This is a genomic window from Aquifex pyrophilus (assembly GCF_054656935.1).
Map to the genome: position 1 here is coordinate 403,845 of NZ_BAAHXJ010000005.1, position 13,975 is coordinate 417,819.

Here is a 13,975-nt window from a genome sequence, read left to right on the forward strand (position 1 = left end):
TCCTTTTAGAAGTCGATATCCTTCATATCCCTGAACTCTTTGAGTGCTTTACTAAAGCTTTTCTTTCCTTCCTTCACCTCTTCTACGAGGAACTCCCATCCCTTGAGGTCTCCTTCTTCCCGCAGGATATAGAGCTCCAGAAGGATTGACTTGAGCGTTTCGTCCTGTGCTATGTCTTTTGCGACTTCTCTATCCGGGGCATAGACCTTCATTACTTCAAGGTCAACGTATTCGTCGTCCTCAAGGAGTGTGCTCAAGGTTTCCTGAATTGCTTTTATTTCTTCTTCAAACTTGAGTGTGTCGGACTCAGGTGTATAGTTTGACGTCCTATTATTATATATATCCATGCAACTATGCAACTCTTGATTTTCAAGGGCTTCCGCTGTTTGAGTATTTTTAGAGCCATGCACCTCTTGATTTTCAACGGGTTTAGCGTATGCCCTACTTTCAAGGTCTTTTATCGCTTCTTCAAGACTCTTTATTGGCTCTATTATCTTTGCGTTGTGTTCTCCGTGTTTTATCTCCCAGTATCTTCCTGCGTAGTGTTCAAGTAAGGTTTCGCACCTATTTACTCCTATCCCCGTGATTTCGGATACCGCTTTGGCAAGTGCTTTTTTCTTGTTGTTCCCCTTCTCCACTTCTTCAAATACCGCCTTCACGAAGCGTATTGCTTCTCTGAGGTGTTCAGGAAGGGCCTTTTCAAGTGTCCCGTCTTCTCCAAGGTAAAACTCAAGTTTGTCTTTTACAGGTATTCTGTCCTTGAATCTTGTAAGCTTGAACGTCCTTGCCTCTTTCTTTGTCTCAAGGAAGAAGGCAACGTCCGTGTTATCAAGAATGGTTCCGCTATTTTTGAAGGGCATATCGGGATTAAGCATTTTCGGTATGTGGTGAAGGTAGATAACCGTGTGTTTCGCCGTTAGGTCTTTAAGCTCCGACATTAAAAATTCCGCTTCCTTGTCGGAGTTTATGTCGTATCCTTTCGCGAAGTTTTTCAAGGAGTCTATAATAACGACGAAGTGTTCACTTTGATTCAGTAGCCAATCTTTTACCTTTCGCCATGCTTCGTGCCTTGCGTTTATTCCTATTTTGTGCCTTGAGAGGATTTTTAGCTCTCCTTTTTCCACAAACTCTCTAAGCCCAAAATCTTCCAGCTTCTTTTTGATAACCGTTAAGGGATTGTCAAGGTCAACGTAAAGGACTTTATGCCCGTGTCCGAGAATGTAGGTCTTTAGCAAGCCGTAAACGAGCGTCGTCTTTCCCGTGGCAAACTTTGCGGTTATTCCCGTGATAGCGTTCTTGGGAATGAAATCCTGGACCAGCCAGTCAACTTTAACATTCTCTATGTCCTCTATGGTAAGAAACAGTTCTTCAATTTCCGAATTTTTAGCCTCCTCTTTTGAGCTTCTAAGGACTTCTATTTCCCTTTTCGCTTCTTCCAGTATTTTTTGGAGGTTTTCAAAGAGCTCCTCAATATCGGGCTTCTTGTCCGCAACGAGTGAAAGGGTTTTGAGCCATAGCTCTCTTCTTACCGCAAACTCCTTAACGATTTGGACGGCGAACTTGAATACTTCTTCTCCTACCGCTTCATCGTAATCATACAGGTCCCTCAGCGTTTCAAAATCTTCCCTGTGTCCGTTTCTCTCGCACCATTCCCTGAACGTCGCCCAGTTCCACTTGCCTTCGTCGTGCGTGCGGGTAAAGTCCATAAGGGCTTTGAAAGCGTCCCTCGTGTAATCCATTGAGAAGTGTTGAGGTTTTAGCTCGTAGTTTTCAATTACGGCGAGGAGGTTCTTGAGTCTCTGCGGGTATTCTTCTACGAGCGGAGCATACAGAGAGGCTATGATTGCTCTTTCCTCGCTTTCCGTGTATCTTTCTGTTACAATATCATTGAGGTTTAGATATTTTGTGTTTTCTCTTTCGTTCCCGTTGCCGTTGTAGAAACTCCTCATCCCTCACCTCCTTTTAAGAGTTCAAACTTCAGGCTTTCCAAGGCTCTTACGGCTTCCTCCGCTTCCTTGAGGAGCTTTCTTCTTTCCATTTCGGTGATTGTCCCGTCTTCCAGAGCCTTTACGATTTCGGAGATAACGTCCTCAATCTCCTTGACGACCGAGAAGTATCCCTTGAATTCCCCTTCAAGGTCGCTTACCTGTGCGAGAAACCACTCCGCGAGAAGTTTCGTCCCGAGAGCCCTTGAGATGGCAACAATCTTTGGAGGAGAGGGATAGTAATCGTCCTCGGAGAAGTATCTCTGGAGCTGTGAGAGGGAAATTCCCGTCTTTTCGCTTATCTCCTCAAGCGTCATTCCCGCATTTTCCTTCGCTATCCTTAGAGCGGTTTTGAAGGAAAGACTCCTGAGGTTCATTCGCTCACCTCCCTTTTTTGAAAAGCGGAAAAATAGGAGTTTGTTAGAAATCCTTTCAAAGCCCGAAGAATACGACAGGGCGGATAAGGTTTTGATAGCTCTTCTGCAAGGATTGGTAGTAGACGTTTTAAAAAGTGAGCTTCAAAGGGAGGCTTTTGCTCCCGACGACCTTCTGCGTCTTGGAGCTCTGCTTGAAGAGCGTTTAGATGCCTTAGGCAGAGGAAGTGCAGAGTTAGTAGGAATGTTGCAAAAAAGAGAAATGCAAAGAGAAGAGCTTTTACTCCTAATAGCTCAAGCGAGAGAAAGGCTAAAAGGGATGACAGGGCTACTGCTAAAATCACTGGAAGAGCATTGAGGCTCATGTCCCGCCCCCCTTAAAATCTTGAACGTGGAGAAGGTTCTTATCGCCCTTTTTAGCTTTCTTGGCGGAGTTAGCGGAGCTGTCCTTACTCACTTCTTCACGAGAAGAGACAAGTATAAGGAGTTTGTCTATGAGAGGAAGATACTCACGTATGAAGAGATGTGCGGGCTTGTCTCCGAGATAAGGGGGAAGCTCCTCAAGCTTGACACCATGCTTGAGGGAAATGTAAGCAAGAGTCTGCAGAAAATACTTGAGGAGCTTGATTTTTGCGGGAGTGTATTGAGCCTTTATCTCTTTTGCTATGAGAAGAATATCTTCATCAGTCAGAGAGTTTTTACTGAGGTTCTGGTTCTCGTGAAACTTTGTTCCGACGAGGAGTTCAGAGGCAATCCTGAAGCATTCATAAGGGCTGTATACAAGGCCCTTCATAACGTAATTAACGTCGTGAGAGAAGAGGTGGGCGTAGAAAAGCTTTCTGACGAGATAAGAAGGGAGATTGAAAAATTTCTTTAGTCTTTTTTCCACGGGAATCCCCTCCTTGGTTTTTCCTCCTTGTTCGCATAGATGACAAGCAGGTAAGCCATTGCGGTAATGAGAAGGCTTCTGTTATAGGGAAGTCCTAAGATTTTTGAAACCGCCACGTCGGGCGGTTCATTCCTGATGATTTCATCAAGCTTGTTTACAAGCTCTGTTAATTCCATCTATAATACCTCCTTAAGGGGGTTTTTAAATGCTCGTTTTTAGCGGAATTTGTCCCCATTGCTTCAAAGAAGTGGGGTTCAACGGAATAGAAATAATGCCCGTAGATACGAGTATTTTTCACATTGAGCCTCCCTACAGACACGAGGTTGCGGTATTTGCCCAGTGCCCCGTGTGCTATTCTCCCGTCATCGGCTTTGCAAACAAGACCGCGGACGATTTTTTCGCTTTGCGTGAGAAGGTTGCCTCCAGCGGTTCTTATAAAGTAAGTGTCTACAAGATACTTCCCGAAGTTCCCGAAATTTTCTCTCACGTGGCCATTCCCGAAGAGATAAACAAGGCATTTGTGGGGGCTCAGAAGAGTTTCAGGCTCGGAGAGGAGGGCTACTACCTTGCCATCGTAGGATGCAGAACCACTCTTGAGCTTGCGGTTAAGCACTTGCTCAAGAAGGAAAGAGTCAGGCTTCTTGAGGGAATAAACGAGCTTGTCAAGGAATGCATTATCCCCAAGCCTATGGGAGAGTGGGCACATTCCATAAGAGTTCTGGGAAACGAAAGCGCTCATGAAGCCGGAGGAACTAAAGAGGAAGCGGAGGAAGTCATTAACTTCACACGACTTTTCCTTGAATACGTTTTTGTTATGCCCCACAAACTTGAGACTTTCCGTAGAAGCTAATCCGTAGCATAGCGGGCTTAAATTTTCCCTATGTGGGAAAAGTTTCTTGACTTCGGGGCTAAGATATGGCCTTTTATTGCGGTTTTCGGAACGGGATTTACCGTCGGCTACTACGTGGGGAAATCCCGTGAAAATCCCTACAAGCGTCAGGAGATTTCCTGCGCGGTGGGGGGCTTCAAGTATTGGCCTCCCAGAGTCTCCCTGGTCTACAAGGGGAGCAAGGTTGAGATAGTAGGATGTCCTTACTTCATGCCCAAAACTTGCGACTGCCTGCATACCGGTAAGAAGTGCATCTACAAGCCTAACCATAGCGTCTTCCTGCCAGGACTCCTAAAAACATTCCGACCGCAAAAATGAAAAAGATTGCTGCGCAGGCTTCCTCGTAGCTCATTTGTTTGCCTCCGCACGTGTTCTAACCTTCATCATCTCCAACTCCCTCGCTCTTCTGTGATATTTCTTTCCGGGCGTGGTATATGGTAAGGGCTACTTCACAGAGCTTGAGGAAGACCTTGTCGCATATTTCGTCTTCTCTCCATCTGTTTTCCCCATCGCAGTAAAGCAGGTAGTCTTCTATTTCGTTTATGATGGATTCAAGTTCCCTTAGGTATTCCGCTATCTGCCCCTCTCTTGCAACTTTTTTAACCTTCTTCCTGAGCCCTATTATTTCCTCAACCAGCTTGTTCAGGTCTATCACTTTTTAACCTCCATCGTAATATCTCGTTCCTCTTTCACACTTTCCCCTCTCTTGTCGCGGGCAGACTTTTTAACCATGGGACACCTGAGGGCAAGATACTTCCTGAGGGCTTTTGCAACCTCGGGACGAACGAGGTCCTCCACTTTGTATTTGCCATTGCTCGCGAGTTCTATTTCTATGGCCTTTTCCAAAGATGCATACCGCTTGTTTTGGAGTATGTAGTAGATTGCTGTTGGAGAAACGCCGACTACTTTCGCCAACTTTCGGAAAGACATACTAACAACCAATATAAACCATTGGTTGACATTTTGCAACCTTTTAGTTGGGAATTGAGTATGTTAACCAATAGTTATAACTTTTAAACCATGAAAAAAATAAACGAGATAAGCGAAAGGAATGAAAGAACGCTCGGGAAAGGCAAAGGCATTTTTATAGGAGAGAAGCTTAATCGATTAATGAAGATAAAAAGGATTTCTCAGCGTCGCTTAGCAAAAGATTTAAACCTATCACATACCGCTATATATAAATACTTACATAATAGAGCCGGTGCTTCTTTTGATGTAGTGAAAAAGCTCGCAGAATATTTTAATGTCCCCATATCCTACTTCATAGAAGAAGAAGCTACTCACGAAAGTAAAGAATGCCCATCCCTTGAAGAAATAGAACGCTTACTTGACCAGCTTCCTCCTGAGAAGAGAGAGAAGGTTTTGAAAGCCATAAAGGAACAGCTCGAAGCGCTTGTGGGGACGTGAAAAAGGAGTTGGAAGATGGACACAAAGGTTTTGGAAAGTAGATTAAGAGAAATAGAGGAGCTAAACAGAATGTGGGAAGCGTCAGGAAAAACGCTTAATGTTTCCGAATTCTTGGGAGAATACCTGAATAGACTTGAAAAGTATTTGGACGAAGCTATTCCTATTTATGCCTACCTTCTTGACAAGGACGAGTTAAGCCCTCAGGAGGAGTGGAGTCTAAAGTTCCTGCAAGACAGTTTTGTAAACTTCTACGGGACGCTGTCCGCTCTTCTGGCTTTCATGTGTGGAGCTAAAGCGGAGATTCCCGAAGAGCTCAGAAAGAGGGCTATAGACTTTCTTACGTTCCTTGGGGAAACTACGGGCGTTATCGCAGAGCACGACAAGGAGCTTGAGAAAGCGGTAATGGCAGGGCTCAAAGATGCGGAGCAAGGAAGGACAATTCCTTTAGAAGATTTCTTTAATGAGGATTGAGAGAGTAAAAAAGTGGAGTTGAAAAATAGGTTTTGGAAAGTAGCTTAAGAGTCTGTATATCCGATATCTATCAAAAATTCCTTTAAGTTGATGTAGGGAATATTAAATTCCTCACACATATTCGGGATTTTAGCCCCATTTGGTTTATACTTTTCCGCTGTTAGGACTATATACTCGTAGTTAAAGATGGTATCTCCCCTATTTTTCAAGATAGCATATGCAACTATATACGGGTCTGCTTCATTTCTGTGGTAAGCTATCCGTCCCTTGAACTTCTTTAAGATTTCTTTTACTACTTCCTCTATGCCATCGGGTAATTCTGCAGGCTTCCAGCCAGAATTCCTTTTCAAATCGCTTAAGTGCTTGGTTAAAAAATCTTCATCGCTACCGTTAGTAATTTCCACATACACAGGCTCAATAATCAACAGCTTTCCTTTCAAAATCATATCATCTACGATATGCCATAACTTCTTGAAAATTTCTGGATAGTAATTATCCTTTAATAAACGTAGTATGTTGAGGTCAGCTATATAGCATTTCTTCTTCATATACCTTCCCCTCTAACTTTTCCATTTGTTCCTGCTTTTTTAGGTGAAGTATTTTCATTAATGTATCTTCGTCCAATATCCTTTCAGAGATTGCGTCAAACAACAATCTTAAAGCCTTCTTACTTACACGATTAAATACTTTTATATAGGGCTCAGGGGAAAATGTGGATTTATTTTCCCCCTGCGTGCTTTCTACTTTATTTTTGAAATAATCCTCGTATTTTGTAAATTCCCCTTTATTAATGATTTTTTCTTCCTTGAGACGTCTAATTATCACAAAGGGACTTACCTTAAAATGAAAAGCTATTCTTTCTATTGTGTTTTCATCTATGCTTTTGTAATTATTTAGAACGGTTAAAAATTTTTGGGTTGGCACAAGAAAGTGCCCTGCAAAAGCATTGCAAAATTGTTCTTCTTTTGAATAATCTTCTTCAAACTCATCATATTCGCAAACAGCTGTGGACTTTCTCAGAATGTGTCCAAGTTCATGATACAGGCTAAATATTTTACTTGAAATGCTATCATCTTTATTAAGAACAATGGCAGGGAAAGTATTGTCATGAACAGACAAAGCCTTTAAACTTTTGCTCGTCTTGTCTTCTGTTAACTTGTATTCAAAAATAAGAATATCGTAGCTTTCTAATAAACTTTTGTGAATTTGTAGAGCTTCTTTGTAGGTTTTCACGCTTGATAAATCAGGAGGTTTCAAAACCTCCCTAACAACATCTGCAACCTTTTGAGGGGAGCTGTTTATATCAACGTTCTTAAACATATCAAATTTCGGTTCGTAGTTCAGTTCTTCTATCACTTCTTTTAAGAGTTCCTGGAATTGCTTTATCTCCCTAACAATTTGAACAACCATAAGGAAATTTATGGTCGTATCTTTCCTCCTAAAATCCTTCAGTCTCTCCTCTTGCATAGGTTCATCCTCAAAAAAATACCAAGTCGGTCTTCTAAGAAGGTTCGCAATTTTTAGAAGTTGTTTATAGCTAAATGCCTTTTCTCCTTTTAGTGCTCGTATTATTGTGTTCTCCGATATATATGTCTTTTTTGCCAGCTCTTCTACGGTTAACTTTGTATATTTAAGCTCATACTTTAAGATTTCAGGATTTATCCGTAGCTTAGCCATAACTTTCGTTCACCTAAAAATTTATTCATCATACCTTACATTTTAGGAGACCTGTCTAAGAAGGCAATTAATTAGTTCTCCTTATCCCTTCCATAACTCCCTCTTATAATCCCTCAAGCGGTTGGGGGAGAGGAGAAAGAGTGTTTGTTATTTTGTAAACCAATAGTTGACATTTTAAACAATTAGTTTTATATTCATCCATAACACCACTTGAGGAGGTGGAAAGGAGAGATGGATAAGAAAAAGCGTTTAGAGAGAGGAAAGGAGCTCCGCTACCGCATCCGCATCCTTGGCGTGGAGGCCATTTCCCCTGAAGAAGTCCTCTATCGCCTCCCAGTCCTTGAGAGAAATTCTGTAGTCCTGAGGAACAATGGCAAGGGAGTTGCCAAGGGAATAAAGACGCACTTTTCCTTTGGAAGTGTTGACAATCTTCACGAGTTCTCCTTCCTTTTCAATCCTTTTCCATTCCACCATCTTATAGCATCGGGAGACGGGGACTACATTTTTCAGGAAAATAGCCCTGTAAGCAACGATAGCAGTCAAGGCTACCGCAACATACGAGATGTAATCCTTGAGGTTGATAGAAAAGATGGAAACATCAGGAAGGAACGCATTGAGAATGGCGGAAACGCTACCGCTAACCATAGGCATGACCACCAGCAAGTAGAACAAGAAAAGAGCCACGTCAAAAAGAAACATTTCTTCGTCGGGAAGAATAAATCTCAGCACCTTATAAAGCCCCCTTATCAATACGGGGGCTACTCTGGTTGTGCTCTCTACTTCTCTCATTTTATCCCCTCCGTGGAAGTTTTCAATAACCATACCACGGAGGGGGCTCTTTTTAAGTTCTCAAGCACCTTTGGGAATAAACCACGGGAGGTGGAAAAGATGAGGGGAACAAAAACAACCGGCCTGAACTTTAATTTTATCCCTTCCCCTACGGAAAAGGGAAGGGGCACGGTCATAATCAACGGGAAAGCCTATCCCGCTTTCGTTTCCAGCTGGGAAGAGGAACAAGATGGTTTTATCCTCCGCGAAGGCTACATATACGAAACCGAACACTTCACGATAACGACCGAAATCGTTGACGGAAAAGAGAGAGTCGTAAGTTTCAGGGGAAAAGACAGACTAAAAGAGGCTTCAAGAATTGCGAGGATAGGCTTCAGGTATTACAACACAGCCCTTGAACTCCTTGAGAAAAATCCCGAAGAGGCTTACAGCTACTTTTGCAGAGCGGAAGAGTTTCTGACGCTTGCCCTTCAGCACCTTGCCCATAGCGGACTTGAGGAGCATTCCCTCTACAAGGCTGTCTATAAAGCCCTTGAAGACTTGGCAGGGAGGACCGCAAGATGAGGTGGCTCGTTTTCCCCTCTGACACTTTCAATATCTCCCTTGAAGACCTCAAGTATTCCCTCAGGATAAACGTTGAGCTTGCGGATAATGTCGTTATCCTTCCGTCAAGACGAAAAGCCCGCATTTACAACTGGGGAGGATTTGAGGAATACGAAATAAGGAACGTGATAAAGATGGGAGAGGACGAATACTACATCGTCGGCTCTCTCCTTGCGGTCAAGAAGCCCGATTACAAAGCCCCTATAAAAGCAACGAGGGAGGTCTAAATCATGCTGAGCGTTCTTTCCTTCACCTTGCGTGCCTGGTTCATTCCCGAGATAGAGATTGAAATCGCTTGCGGAGACGAGGAGTTTTGCCAGGTAGTCGCAAAGGCCGTTTACGGCGACGGAGGGCTCAAGAAACTTGAAATCCACTATACCGACCTTGCGGAATTTGGCATCAGCGACGGGGAAGTCCTGAAGCTCGTTAAAGAGCTTGAAAAAGAAGCGGTAGCAATACTGGAGCGTGCTAAGGAAGACCTCAAGAGGCTAAACAAAAAAGTGGAGGGAAGCAAAAGATGATTGTCGTTTTTGCTTGCTGGTTTCCACATGAAGGTAAGGTAGAGGTTAAGAAATATGCCATCAACCTTGACAACGTTTTGTTTGTAGAGCTGAAGAACGAAGTAATAACTTTCCACTTTAAAAACCGCGATTGGTTAGAGCTCCCCTTTGCTAGCCAGCAAGAAGCGGAAGAGATATTTGATGCTCTCGCTAAAAAGTGGAGAAGCGAAAAGCTAAAAGGGAGGTGTGAATGATGCTTGACGTGAGAAAAGAAAACAGCTCCCTCGTGAGGGAGCAGGACATGAAGCAAGTTCTTGAGATGCTCCGCATCGCCCTTCCTTCTCTCTCAAAAGTTGATGATAAGGTTCTAATCACCGCAATAGCGTATGCGAAGCATCTGGGGCTGGACCCGCTGAAGAAGGAAGTTCATTTTGTCCCGTTTTACGACAAGGAACAGGGGAAAACAATAGTCCAGCCCGTCGTTGCCTACACGGAATACATCAAGAGAGCGGAAAGGAGTGGGAAACTGAAGGGCTGGACCTGTAAGGTCGTCAAGCAAGGAGACGAATACGTGGCAATTGTTGAAATCAAAAGGGCAGACTGGGAAATCCCCTTCGTTTGGGAAGTCCCCCTCTCGGAAGTAAAAAGAGAAACTCCCCTCTGGAAGTCCCAGCCCCTTTTCATGCTCAGGAAAACCGCAATAGCTCAGGCTTTCCGTATGTGTTTCCCCGAGGAGACCGCACACCTTCCCTACGAAGAAGCGGAAAGCTGGATAGAGACCGAGGTTGAGGAAGAAGAACCTATCACGGAAAAGCAAAGGAAGTATCTCTGGGCAAAGGCAAAGGAAGTAGGGCTTACAAAAGAAGAAGTAAAGGAAATCATAGGAAAGATGGGATACGAAAGCACGAAAGATATTCCCCAGTCAAAGTTTGACGAAGTTCTCTATGCCCTTGAGGAGTTTGCTCAAAAGAAGTGATAAATCCCCTCCCACCTCCCTCCTTTTCTGCCTTGGCGGGCGACCGCCCGTCCTTTCTAAAAACAAGGAGGTAAGAAGATGGTTGTAGCCTTGACCAAAGAAGAAATTGAAGCCAAGAGAAAAAGGCTAAAAGCCTTGAGTGACACTTACGAAAGCATACAGGACGAGCGTATAAGAGCACAGAACAGGCTCAGGGCTATGCTGGAAGGAAAAGATGAGCCTGAGGAGAACAGAGAGCGATTTTACCGCATTATTCTCAAGCCCTTAGAGGAAATGGAGAAGGAAATCCTTAAGGAGATACAGAAGGAGTTGAGAGGAGAGCCTGTGTATGAAGCATTTCTTAAGCACGTTAAAGGCGTCGGACCAAGCTTGAGCGCAAAGCTCCTCTCCCTTCCGCTAAAGCTCAGCTTAAATCTTTCAAGCTGGAACGCATACTTTGGGCTTACTCCGATTCACTACCGCTGTAGATGCTCACGGGGGCACAAATTCCTGTATCCCAAACTGACTCACTTCTGCCCAATTTGTGAACGCTTGGGAGAAGAACCAAAGGGCGTAGTCATAGATAGTATCAGGATTGACCAACCTCCACGCCCGACCTCGGGATACCTCGGCTTCTGGAATCCGTATGCTAAGCGTTTATACTATCTCACGAGCGAGCAATTCATTAAGCTCGGACACAGGAGCTTTTACGGGCAAATGTATAGAAAATACAAGGAACACTACTCCCACAGGGCAAAGTCAAGGGGAGAAGAAATCCCCAGGTGGCGATTGGATAGAAGGGCTCGCCGGGCAGTTTTCAAGTTATTCCTCAGTCATTTTTATGAGGCATACCACGAGGTTGAGGGACTGCAACCGAGAAAACCTTATGCCTTTGAATACCTCAACCACAGTGAATACGTTAGCTGGAAAGAGGTCGTCGAATACGAGCTTGCTGTGAAAAAGCAGAAAAGAAAAGGAGTAGCCTGATGCTTACGGGGCGGGGCTTCCCTTCTTTAAGCGAGCCAAAGTCCTTGAGCTTCATGATTACTAAGCGAACCTACATAAAAGAGCCTCAAAAAATTAAAGCGAGCTTTTTACTGATAGTTCCATGCCAAGAAAGCGAGCCCGAAGTCTCAAGTTCCAGTAGCTCGAAGCGAGCCGTGAAATATGAGTACCAAAGTGATCAAGCGAGCTTCCTCGTGATAGCTCCGTGCCAGAAAAGCGAGCCGAGAGAAATGAGTTTCCATTTTCTTCAGCGAGCCAAGGTTGCCGAGAGCCAAGATGTAAAAGCGAGCCATGGAGGTTCAGTTCCTAACGAAGCGAGCGAGCCTATACTGAAAAGCCCCGAGGTCTCAAAGCGAGCCTACCTACCTGAGCTTCGTTGTGAATTAGCGCGCCTCTCGTGGGAAGCCCCTTCCCCCTTCAGCGAGCTATCTATCGCGAGTTCCGTGAATCTTGAGCGAGCCAGATGTAGCACGCTCCAACGGAACGGAGCGAGCCAAGTAGTTTCAGTTCCCTTGAGAGAAAGCGAGCCTCTTGGGCTTAGCGTCGGAAACCTGAAGCAAGCTTCGTTCATTGAGTTTCTTAATGGAGGAGCGAGCCTGTTCCCAATAGCTCCTTTCCTTATCAGCGAGCCCCGCCCCGCCCCGAACGAGCCTTTTCGCGTGAGCAACGAGGTGAATCAGCGAGCCTTTCCACCAGAGCTACAGCCAGAGATAGCGAGCTTCCTTGATACAGCTCCCGAACCTCTTGAGCGAGCTTGTAGAAGAGAGTTTCTGGATGCGAGGAGCGAGCCTGAAGCAATTAGTCTCGACCACCTTGAGCGGTCTTATGAATTCAGCTCCCCTTCCTTGCAAGCGAGCCGTATAAAACCAGTTCCTTCTACAAGGAGCGAGCCTTGGCTTGAAAGTTCCCAAAAAAGCTTAGCGAGCTTGGAAGTCAAAGCCCCACAAACGAGCGAGCGAGCCGTTGCCCTTGAGCTTCAGGCGGATAGAGCGAGCTTATGTTCTCTCAAGCCCCTTCAGCGGAAAGCGAGCTTGTTTGCTGGAGTGCCTATAGGTGCAAGCGAGCAGAAAGGCTTGGAGTTTCGCTCCCGAAAAGCGAGCCTTGGCCTCTGAGCTTCTGTTGGACGTGAGCGAGCAGGAGGCGTGAGATGGAAGTTTTCCACGTTGTGGCAACTTCATCTGCCTTGCAAGCGATGAGACTTTTTGACGACAAAACCTTGAATTTTCTCATTTCAGCATACGCGATAGAAAACGAACCGAGAATACTGAAGAACAAGGAACTTATACGAAGGAAAGGCCGGCTTCTCTTTGCGGACTCCGGCCTTCTTTCGTGGATAAAGAAAAGCAAGGCTTGGGAATACGCCTGTAGCCCCGACAGAGTTCTTGAACTTCAGCTCTCAATAAATCCCGACATCGTTGCAACGCTTGACCATCCCTGTGAGCCTTCAATTATTGAAAAGAGCGGAACGACGACAAGAAATGCTATATCGGTCTCTATCTATAACGCCTTGTGGCTTGTAGAAAGAAAGGAAGCAGGCGACGAGAGACTGAAGGATAAAATCGTTGCCATCGTCGTTCAGGGATATGAAAAAGCGGATTACGAATGGTGCATACGTGAATACAGGAGAATGGGCTTTTTTGACTTGCCTGCGGACCAATACTGGTTCGCTATCGGCTCTGTTTGTATGCGAAAGCCTCCAGAGCTATACGAAATCGTGAAATTCGTGAGAGAACGAATCCCCGCCCATTTCCACGTTCATTGCTTCGGGATAGCCAGCCCGAACTGGATATTGAAGCTCAAGGAGTTTGGAGTTAACTCGATTGACTCTTCCACAGGTGCTATGGCCGGCACACTTTCTTTCTCCTTCTTGGACGAAGGTGGACAATATAGAAAACTCAAGCTCAAAAAACGAAACAAACACATGACCTCGGCAATGATTGCCTTCAACTGGGCAAGTCTTGACTTTCAAGTAAAAGAAGGTATCAAGCCTGTTTTCACACTCTTTGAGGAGGTGCGAGATGCTGAACTCTCTCAAGAAACTTGAAGAACTTTTCTCAGCCTTCAACAAGGACAGAGAACCAAAGCCTCAGCCAAAGCCCCGCCCTCAAGCTCCGAAGCCCAAAGCCGAGCCTCCTCTCCCTTCTCTCGTTGACACGATTGAAGAAGGCACGGACACAAAAGAGCTATTCAAGAAGTTAAACAAATACGCAAAAGCTTTGAGAGAGAAGGACTTAGACACGCTGGAAAGAGAAGTTAAGGAAGCAAGGGACAAATACTGGAACGAACAAGAACTGACCGAATACGAAGAATTTTTAGCGGAAGCCTTCTGTTTCACGGGACTTAGCATTCGGGGGACTGCAAGATGGTTGAAAATGAAAGCGAGAGAGTTTTAGAGCTTCTTGCTAAGCTACTTATTAAGGCGGAGGAAGTA

The 13,975-nt window shown here is 44.8% G+C and carries 23 protein-coding genes; 15 read left to right on the top strand and 8 right to left on the bottom strand.

Annotated elements, in window-relative coordinates:
* Nucleotides 1-5: 5 nt before the first annotated feature.
* Nucleotides 6-1,949, bottom strand: a complete 1,944-nt coding sequence (locus ACYQZ0_RS05820) for an AAA family ATPase (RefSeq protein WP_459775663.1) — start codon at nucleotides 1,947-1,949, stop codon at nucleotides 6-8.
* On the bottom strand, nucleotides 1,946-2,362 hold the full coding sequence (locus tag ACYQZ0_RS05825) for a helix-turn-helix domain-containing protein (protein ID WP_459775664.1): 417 nt from the start codon (nucleotides 2,360-2,362) through the stop codon (nucleotides 1,946-1,948). Before ACYQZ0_RS05825 ends, ACYQZ0_RS05820 begins: the two co-directional genes overlap by 4 nt.
* Before the next feature lie 40 nt (nucleotides 2,363-2,402).
* Here ACYQZ0_RS05825 and ACYQZ0_RS05830 point away from each other — a divergent pair, with 40 nt between their 5' ends.
* Both ACYQZ0_RS05830 and ACYQZ0_RS05835 read left to right on the top strand, forming a co-directional pair.
* The gene (locus tag ACYQZ0_RS05830; protein ID WP_459775665.1) at nucleotides 2,403-2,717 is read left to right on the top strand and encodes a hypothetical protein; all 315 of its coding nucleotides are present in this window, start codon (nucleotides 2,403-2,405) and stop codon (nucleotides 2,715-2,717) included.
* 33 nt (nucleotides 2,718-2,750) lie between these two features.
* The gene (locus ACYQZ0_RS05835) at nucleotides 2,751-3,236 is read left to right on the top strand and encodes a hypothetical protein (protein WP_459775666.1); all 486 of its coding nucleotides are present in this window, start codon (nucleotides 2,751-2,753) and stop codon (nucleotides 3,234-3,236) included.
* Here ACYQZ0_RS05835 and ACYQZ0_RS05840 read toward each other — a convergent pair.
* Nucleotides 3,233-3,424: a hypothetical protein gene (locus tag ACYQZ0_RS05840; protein ID WP_459775667.1), complete on the bottom strand. Its 192-nt coding sequence runs from the start codon at nucleotides 3,422-3,424 to the stop codon at nucleotides 3,233-3,235. The genes ACYQZ0_RS05835 and ACYQZ0_RS05840 overlap by 4 nt on opposite strands.
* Before the next feature lie 29 nt (nucleotides 3,425-3,453).
* Here ACYQZ0_RS05840 and ACYQZ0_RS05845 point away from each other — a divergent pair, with 29 nt between their 5' ends.
* The gene (locus tag ACYQZ0_RS05845) at nucleotides 3,454-4,098 is read left to right on the top strand and encodes a DUF4145 domain-containing protein (protein ID WP_459775668.1); all 645 of its coding nucleotides are present in this window, start codon (nucleotides 3,454-3,456) and stop codon (nucleotides 4,096-4,098) included.
* A gap of 30 nt (nucleotides 4,099-4,128) precedes the next feature.
* The gene (locus ACYQZ0_RS05850) at nucleotides 4,129-4,455 is read left to right on the top strand and encodes a hypothetical protein (RefSeq protein ID WP_459775669.1); all 327 of its coding nucleotides are present in this window, start codon (nucleotides 4,129-4,131) and stop codon (nucleotides 4,453-4,455) included.
* A 55-nt stretch (nucleotides 4,456-4,510) separates the two neighbouring features.
* Here the strand turns inward: ACYQZ0_RS05850 and ACYQZ0_RS05855 are convergent, their stop codons facing one another.
* Entirely contained in the window at nucleotides 4,511-4,792 is a 282-nt protein-coding gene (locus tag ACYQZ0_RS05855; RefSeq protein WP_459775670.1) for a hypothetical protein, read from the bottom strand.
* Nucleotides 4,789-5,052: a helix-turn-helix domain-containing protein gene (locus ACYQZ0_RS05860; protein ID WP_459775671.1), complete on the bottom strand. Its 264-nt coding sequence runs from the start codon at nucleotides 5,050-5,052 to the stop codon at nucleotides 4,789-4,791. The genes ACYQZ0_RS05855 and ACYQZ0_RS05860 overlap by 4 nt, the downstream gene beginning before the upstream one ends.
* A gap of 105 nt (nucleotides 5,053-5,157) precedes the next feature.
* Between ACYQZ0_RS05860 and ACYQZ0_RS05865 the strand changes: the two genes are divergently transcribed.
* Nucleotides 5,158-5,544, top strand: a complete 387-nt coding sequence (locus ACYQZ0_RS05865; protein ID WP_459775672.1) for a helix-turn-helix domain-containing protein — start codon at nucleotides 5,158-5,160, stop codon at nucleotides 5,542-5,544.
* Nucleotides 5,545-5,559: 15 nt separating this feature from the next.
* Nucleotides 5,560-6,015 carry a hypothetical protein gene (locus ACYQZ0_RS05870; protein ID WP_459775673.1) on the top strand — a complete coding sequence of 152 codons (456 nt, stop codon included), beginning with the start codon at nucleotides 5,560-5,562 and terminating at the stop codon, nucleotides 6,013-6,015.
* A 44-nt stretch (nucleotides 6,016-6,059) separates the two neighbouring features.
* Here the strand turns inward: ACYQZ0_RS05870 and ACYQZ0_RS05875 are convergent, their stop codons facing one another.
* From ACYQZ0_RS05875 to ACYQZ0_RS05885, 3 genes are all read right to left on the bottom strand, one after another.
* Complete coding sequence (locus ACYQZ0_RS05875; protein WP_459775674.1) at nucleotides 6,060-6,563, bottom strand: DUF4411 family protein; 504 nt, start codon at nucleotides 6,561-6,563, stop codon at nucleotides 6,060-6,062.
* On the bottom strand, nucleotides 6,538-7,692 hold the full coding sequence (locus tag ACYQZ0_RS05880; protein ID WP_459775675.1) for an XRE family transcriptional regulator: 1,155 nt from the start codon (nucleotides 7,690-7,692) through the stop codon (nucleotides 6,538-6,540). Before ACYQZ0_RS05880 ends, ACYQZ0_RS05875 begins: the two co-directional genes overlap by 26 nt.
* Before the next feature lie 249 nt (nucleotides 7,693-7,941).
* Nucleotides 7,942-8,481 carry a hypothetical protein gene (locus ACYQZ0_RS05885; protein WP_459775676.1) on the bottom strand — a complete coding sequence of 180 codons (540 nt, stop codon included), beginning with the start codon at nucleotides 8,479-8,481 and terminating at the stop codon, nucleotides 7,942-7,944.
* Between the two features lie 99 nt (nucleotides 8,482-8,580).
* Between ACYQZ0_RS05885 and ACYQZ0_RS05890 the strand changes: the two genes are divergently transcribed.
* From ACYQZ0_RS05890 to ACYQZ0_RS05930, 9 genes are all read left to right on the top strand, one after another.
* Nucleotides 8,581-9,045, top strand: coding sequence for a hypothetical protein (locus ACYQZ0_RS05890; protein ID WP_459775677.1), 465 nt, complete (start codon nucleotides 8,581-8,583; stop codon nucleotides 9,043-9,045).
* On the top strand, nucleotides 9,042-9,311 hold the full coding sequence (locus tag ACYQZ0_RS05895; RefSeq protein ID WP_459775678.1) for a hypothetical protein: 270 nt from the start codon (nucleotides 9,042-9,044) through the stop codon (nucleotides 9,309-9,311). Before ACYQZ0_RS05890 ends, ACYQZ0_RS05895 begins: the two co-directional genes overlap by 4 nt.
* Before the next feature lie 3 nt (nucleotides 9,312-9,314).
* A complete protein-coding gene (locus ACYQZ0_RS05900; RefSeq protein WP_459775679.1) occupies nucleotides 9,315-9,605 on the top strand; it encodes a hypothetical protein in 291 nt (96 codons plus the stop codon).
* Nucleotides 9,602-9,838: a hypothetical protein gene (locus ACYQZ0_RS05905; protein ID WP_459775680.1), complete on the top strand. Its 237-nt coding sequence runs from the start codon at nucleotides 9,602-9,604 to the stop codon at nucleotides 9,836-9,838. The genes ACYQZ0_RS05900 and ACYQZ0_RS05905 overlap by 4 nt, the downstream gene beginning before the upstream one ends.
* Complete coding sequence (locus ACYQZ0_RS05910) at nucleotides 9,835-10,560, top strand: RecT family recombinase (RefSeq protein ID WP_459775681.1); 726 nt, start codon at nucleotides 9,835-9,837, stop codon at nucleotides 10,558-10,560. The genes ACYQZ0_RS05905 and ACYQZ0_RS05910 overlap by 4 nt, the downstream gene beginning before the upstream one ends.
* Before the next feature lie 78 nt (nucleotides 10,561-10,638).
* A complete protein-coding gene (gene tas / locus ACYQZ0_RS05915; protein WP_459775682.1) occupies nucleotides 10,639-11,526 on the top strand; it encodes a TIGR-Tas system RNA-guided endonuclease in 888 nt (295 codons plus the stop codon).
* A gap of 248 nt (nucleotides 11,527-11,774) precedes the next feature.
* The gene (locus ACYQZ0_RS05920) at nucleotides 11,775-12,656 is read left to right on the top strand and encodes a hypothetical protein (protein WP_459775683.1); all 882 of its coding nucleotides are present in this window, start codon (nucleotides 11,775-11,777) and stop codon (nucleotides 12,654-12,656) included.
* Nucleotides 12,657-12,691: 35 nt separating this feature from the next.
* Nucleotides 12,692-13,588, top strand: coding sequence for a tRNA guanosine transglycosylase family protein (locus ACYQZ0_RS05925; RefSeq protein ID WP_459775684.1), 897 nt, complete (start codon nucleotides 12,692-12,694; stop codon nucleotides 13,586-13,588).
* Nucleotides 13,563-13,937: a hypothetical protein gene (locus ACYQZ0_RS05930; protein ID WP_459775685.1), complete on the top strand. Its 375-nt coding sequence runs from the start codon at nucleotides 13,563-13,565 to the stop codon at nucleotides 13,935-13,937. The genes ACYQZ0_RS05925 and ACYQZ0_RS05930 overlap by 26 nt, the downstream gene beginning before the upstream one ends.
* The last annotated feature ends 38 nt before the right edge of the window (nucleotides 13,938-13,975 follow it).

Bases quoted from the DNA above. Each gene is read 5' to 3' on its own strand.
- ACYQZ0_RS05840 (WP_459775667.1), bottom strand. From the start codon at position 3,424: ATGGAATTAACAGAGCTTGTAAACAAGCTTGATGAAATCATCAGGAAT.
- ACYQZ0_RS05890 (WP_459775677.1), top strand. From the start codon at position 8,581: ATGAGGGGAACAAAAACAACCGGCCTGAACTTTAATTTTATCCCTTCC.
- ACYQZ0_RS05930 (WP_459775685.1), top strand. From the start codon at position 13,563: ATGCTGAACTCTCTCAAGAAACTTGAAGAACTTTTCTCAGCCTTCAAC.
- ACYQZ0_RS05870 (WP_459775673.1), top strand. From the start codon at position 5,560: ATGGACACAAAGGTTTTGGAAAGTAGATTAAGAGAAATAGAGGAGCTA.
- ACYQZ0_RS05850 (WP_459775669.1), top strand. From the start codon at position 4,129: ATGTGGGAAAAGTTTCTTGACTTCGGGGCTAAGATATGGCCTTTTATT.
- ACYQZ0_RS05825 (WP_459775664.1), bottom strand. From the start codon at position 2,362: ATGAACCTCAGGAGTCTTTCCTTCAAAACCGCTCTAAGGATAGCGAAG.
- ACYQZ0_RS05865 (WP_459775672.1), top strand. From the start codon at position 5,158: ATGAAAAAAATAAACGAGATAAGCGAAAGGAATGAAAGAACGCTCGGG.
- ACYQZ0_RS05875 (WP_459775674.1), bottom strand. From the start codon at position 6,563: ATGAAGAAGAAATGCTATATAGCTGACCTCAACATACTACGTTTATTA.
- ACYQZ0_RS05905 (WP_459775680.1), top strand. From the start codon at position 9,602: ATGATTGTCGTTTTTGCTTGCTGGTTTCCACATGAAGGTAAGGTAGAG.
- ACYQZ0_RS05820 (WP_459775663.1), bottom strand. From the start codon at position 1,949: ATGAGGAGTTTCTACAACGGCAACGGGAACGAAAGAGAAAACACAAAA.
- ACYQZ0_RS05900 (WP_459775679.1), top strand. From the start codon at position 9,315: ATGCTGAGCGTTCTTTCCTTCACCTTGCGTGCCTGGTTCATTCCCGAG.
- ACYQZ0_RS05910 (WP_459775681.1), top strand. From the start codon at position 9,835: ATGATGCTTGACGTGAGAAAAGAAAACAGCTCCCTCGTGAGGGAGCAG.
- ACYQZ0_RS05895 (WP_459775678.1), top strand. From the start codon at position 9,042: ATGAGGTGGCTCGTTTTCCCCTCTGACACTTTCAATATCTCCCTTGAA.
- ACYQZ0_RS05920 (WP_459775683.1), top strand. From the start codon at position 11,775: ATGAGTTTCCATTTTCTTCAGCGAGCCAAGGTTGCCGAGAGCCAAGAT.
- tas (WP_459775682.1), top strand. From the start codon at position 10,639: ATGGTTGTAGCCTTGACCAAAGAAGAAATTGAAGCCAAGAGAAAAAGG.
- ACYQZ0_RS05885 (WP_459775676.1), bottom strand. From the start codon at position 8,481: ATGAGAGAAGTAGAGAGCACAACCAGAGTAGCCCCCGTATTGATAAGG.
- ACYQZ0_RS05880 (WP_459775675.1), bottom strand. From the start codon at position 7,692: ATGGCTAAGCTACGGATAAATCCTGAAATCTTAAAGTATGAGCTTAAA.
- ACYQZ0_RS05845 (WP_459775668.1), top strand. From the start codon at position 3,454: ATGCTCGTTTTTAGCGGAATTTGTCCCCATTGCTTCAAAGAAGTGGGG.
- ACYQZ0_RS05925 (WP_459775684.1), top strand. From the start codon at position 12,692: ATGGAAGTTTTCCACGTTGTGGCAACTTCATCTGCCTTGCAAGCGATG.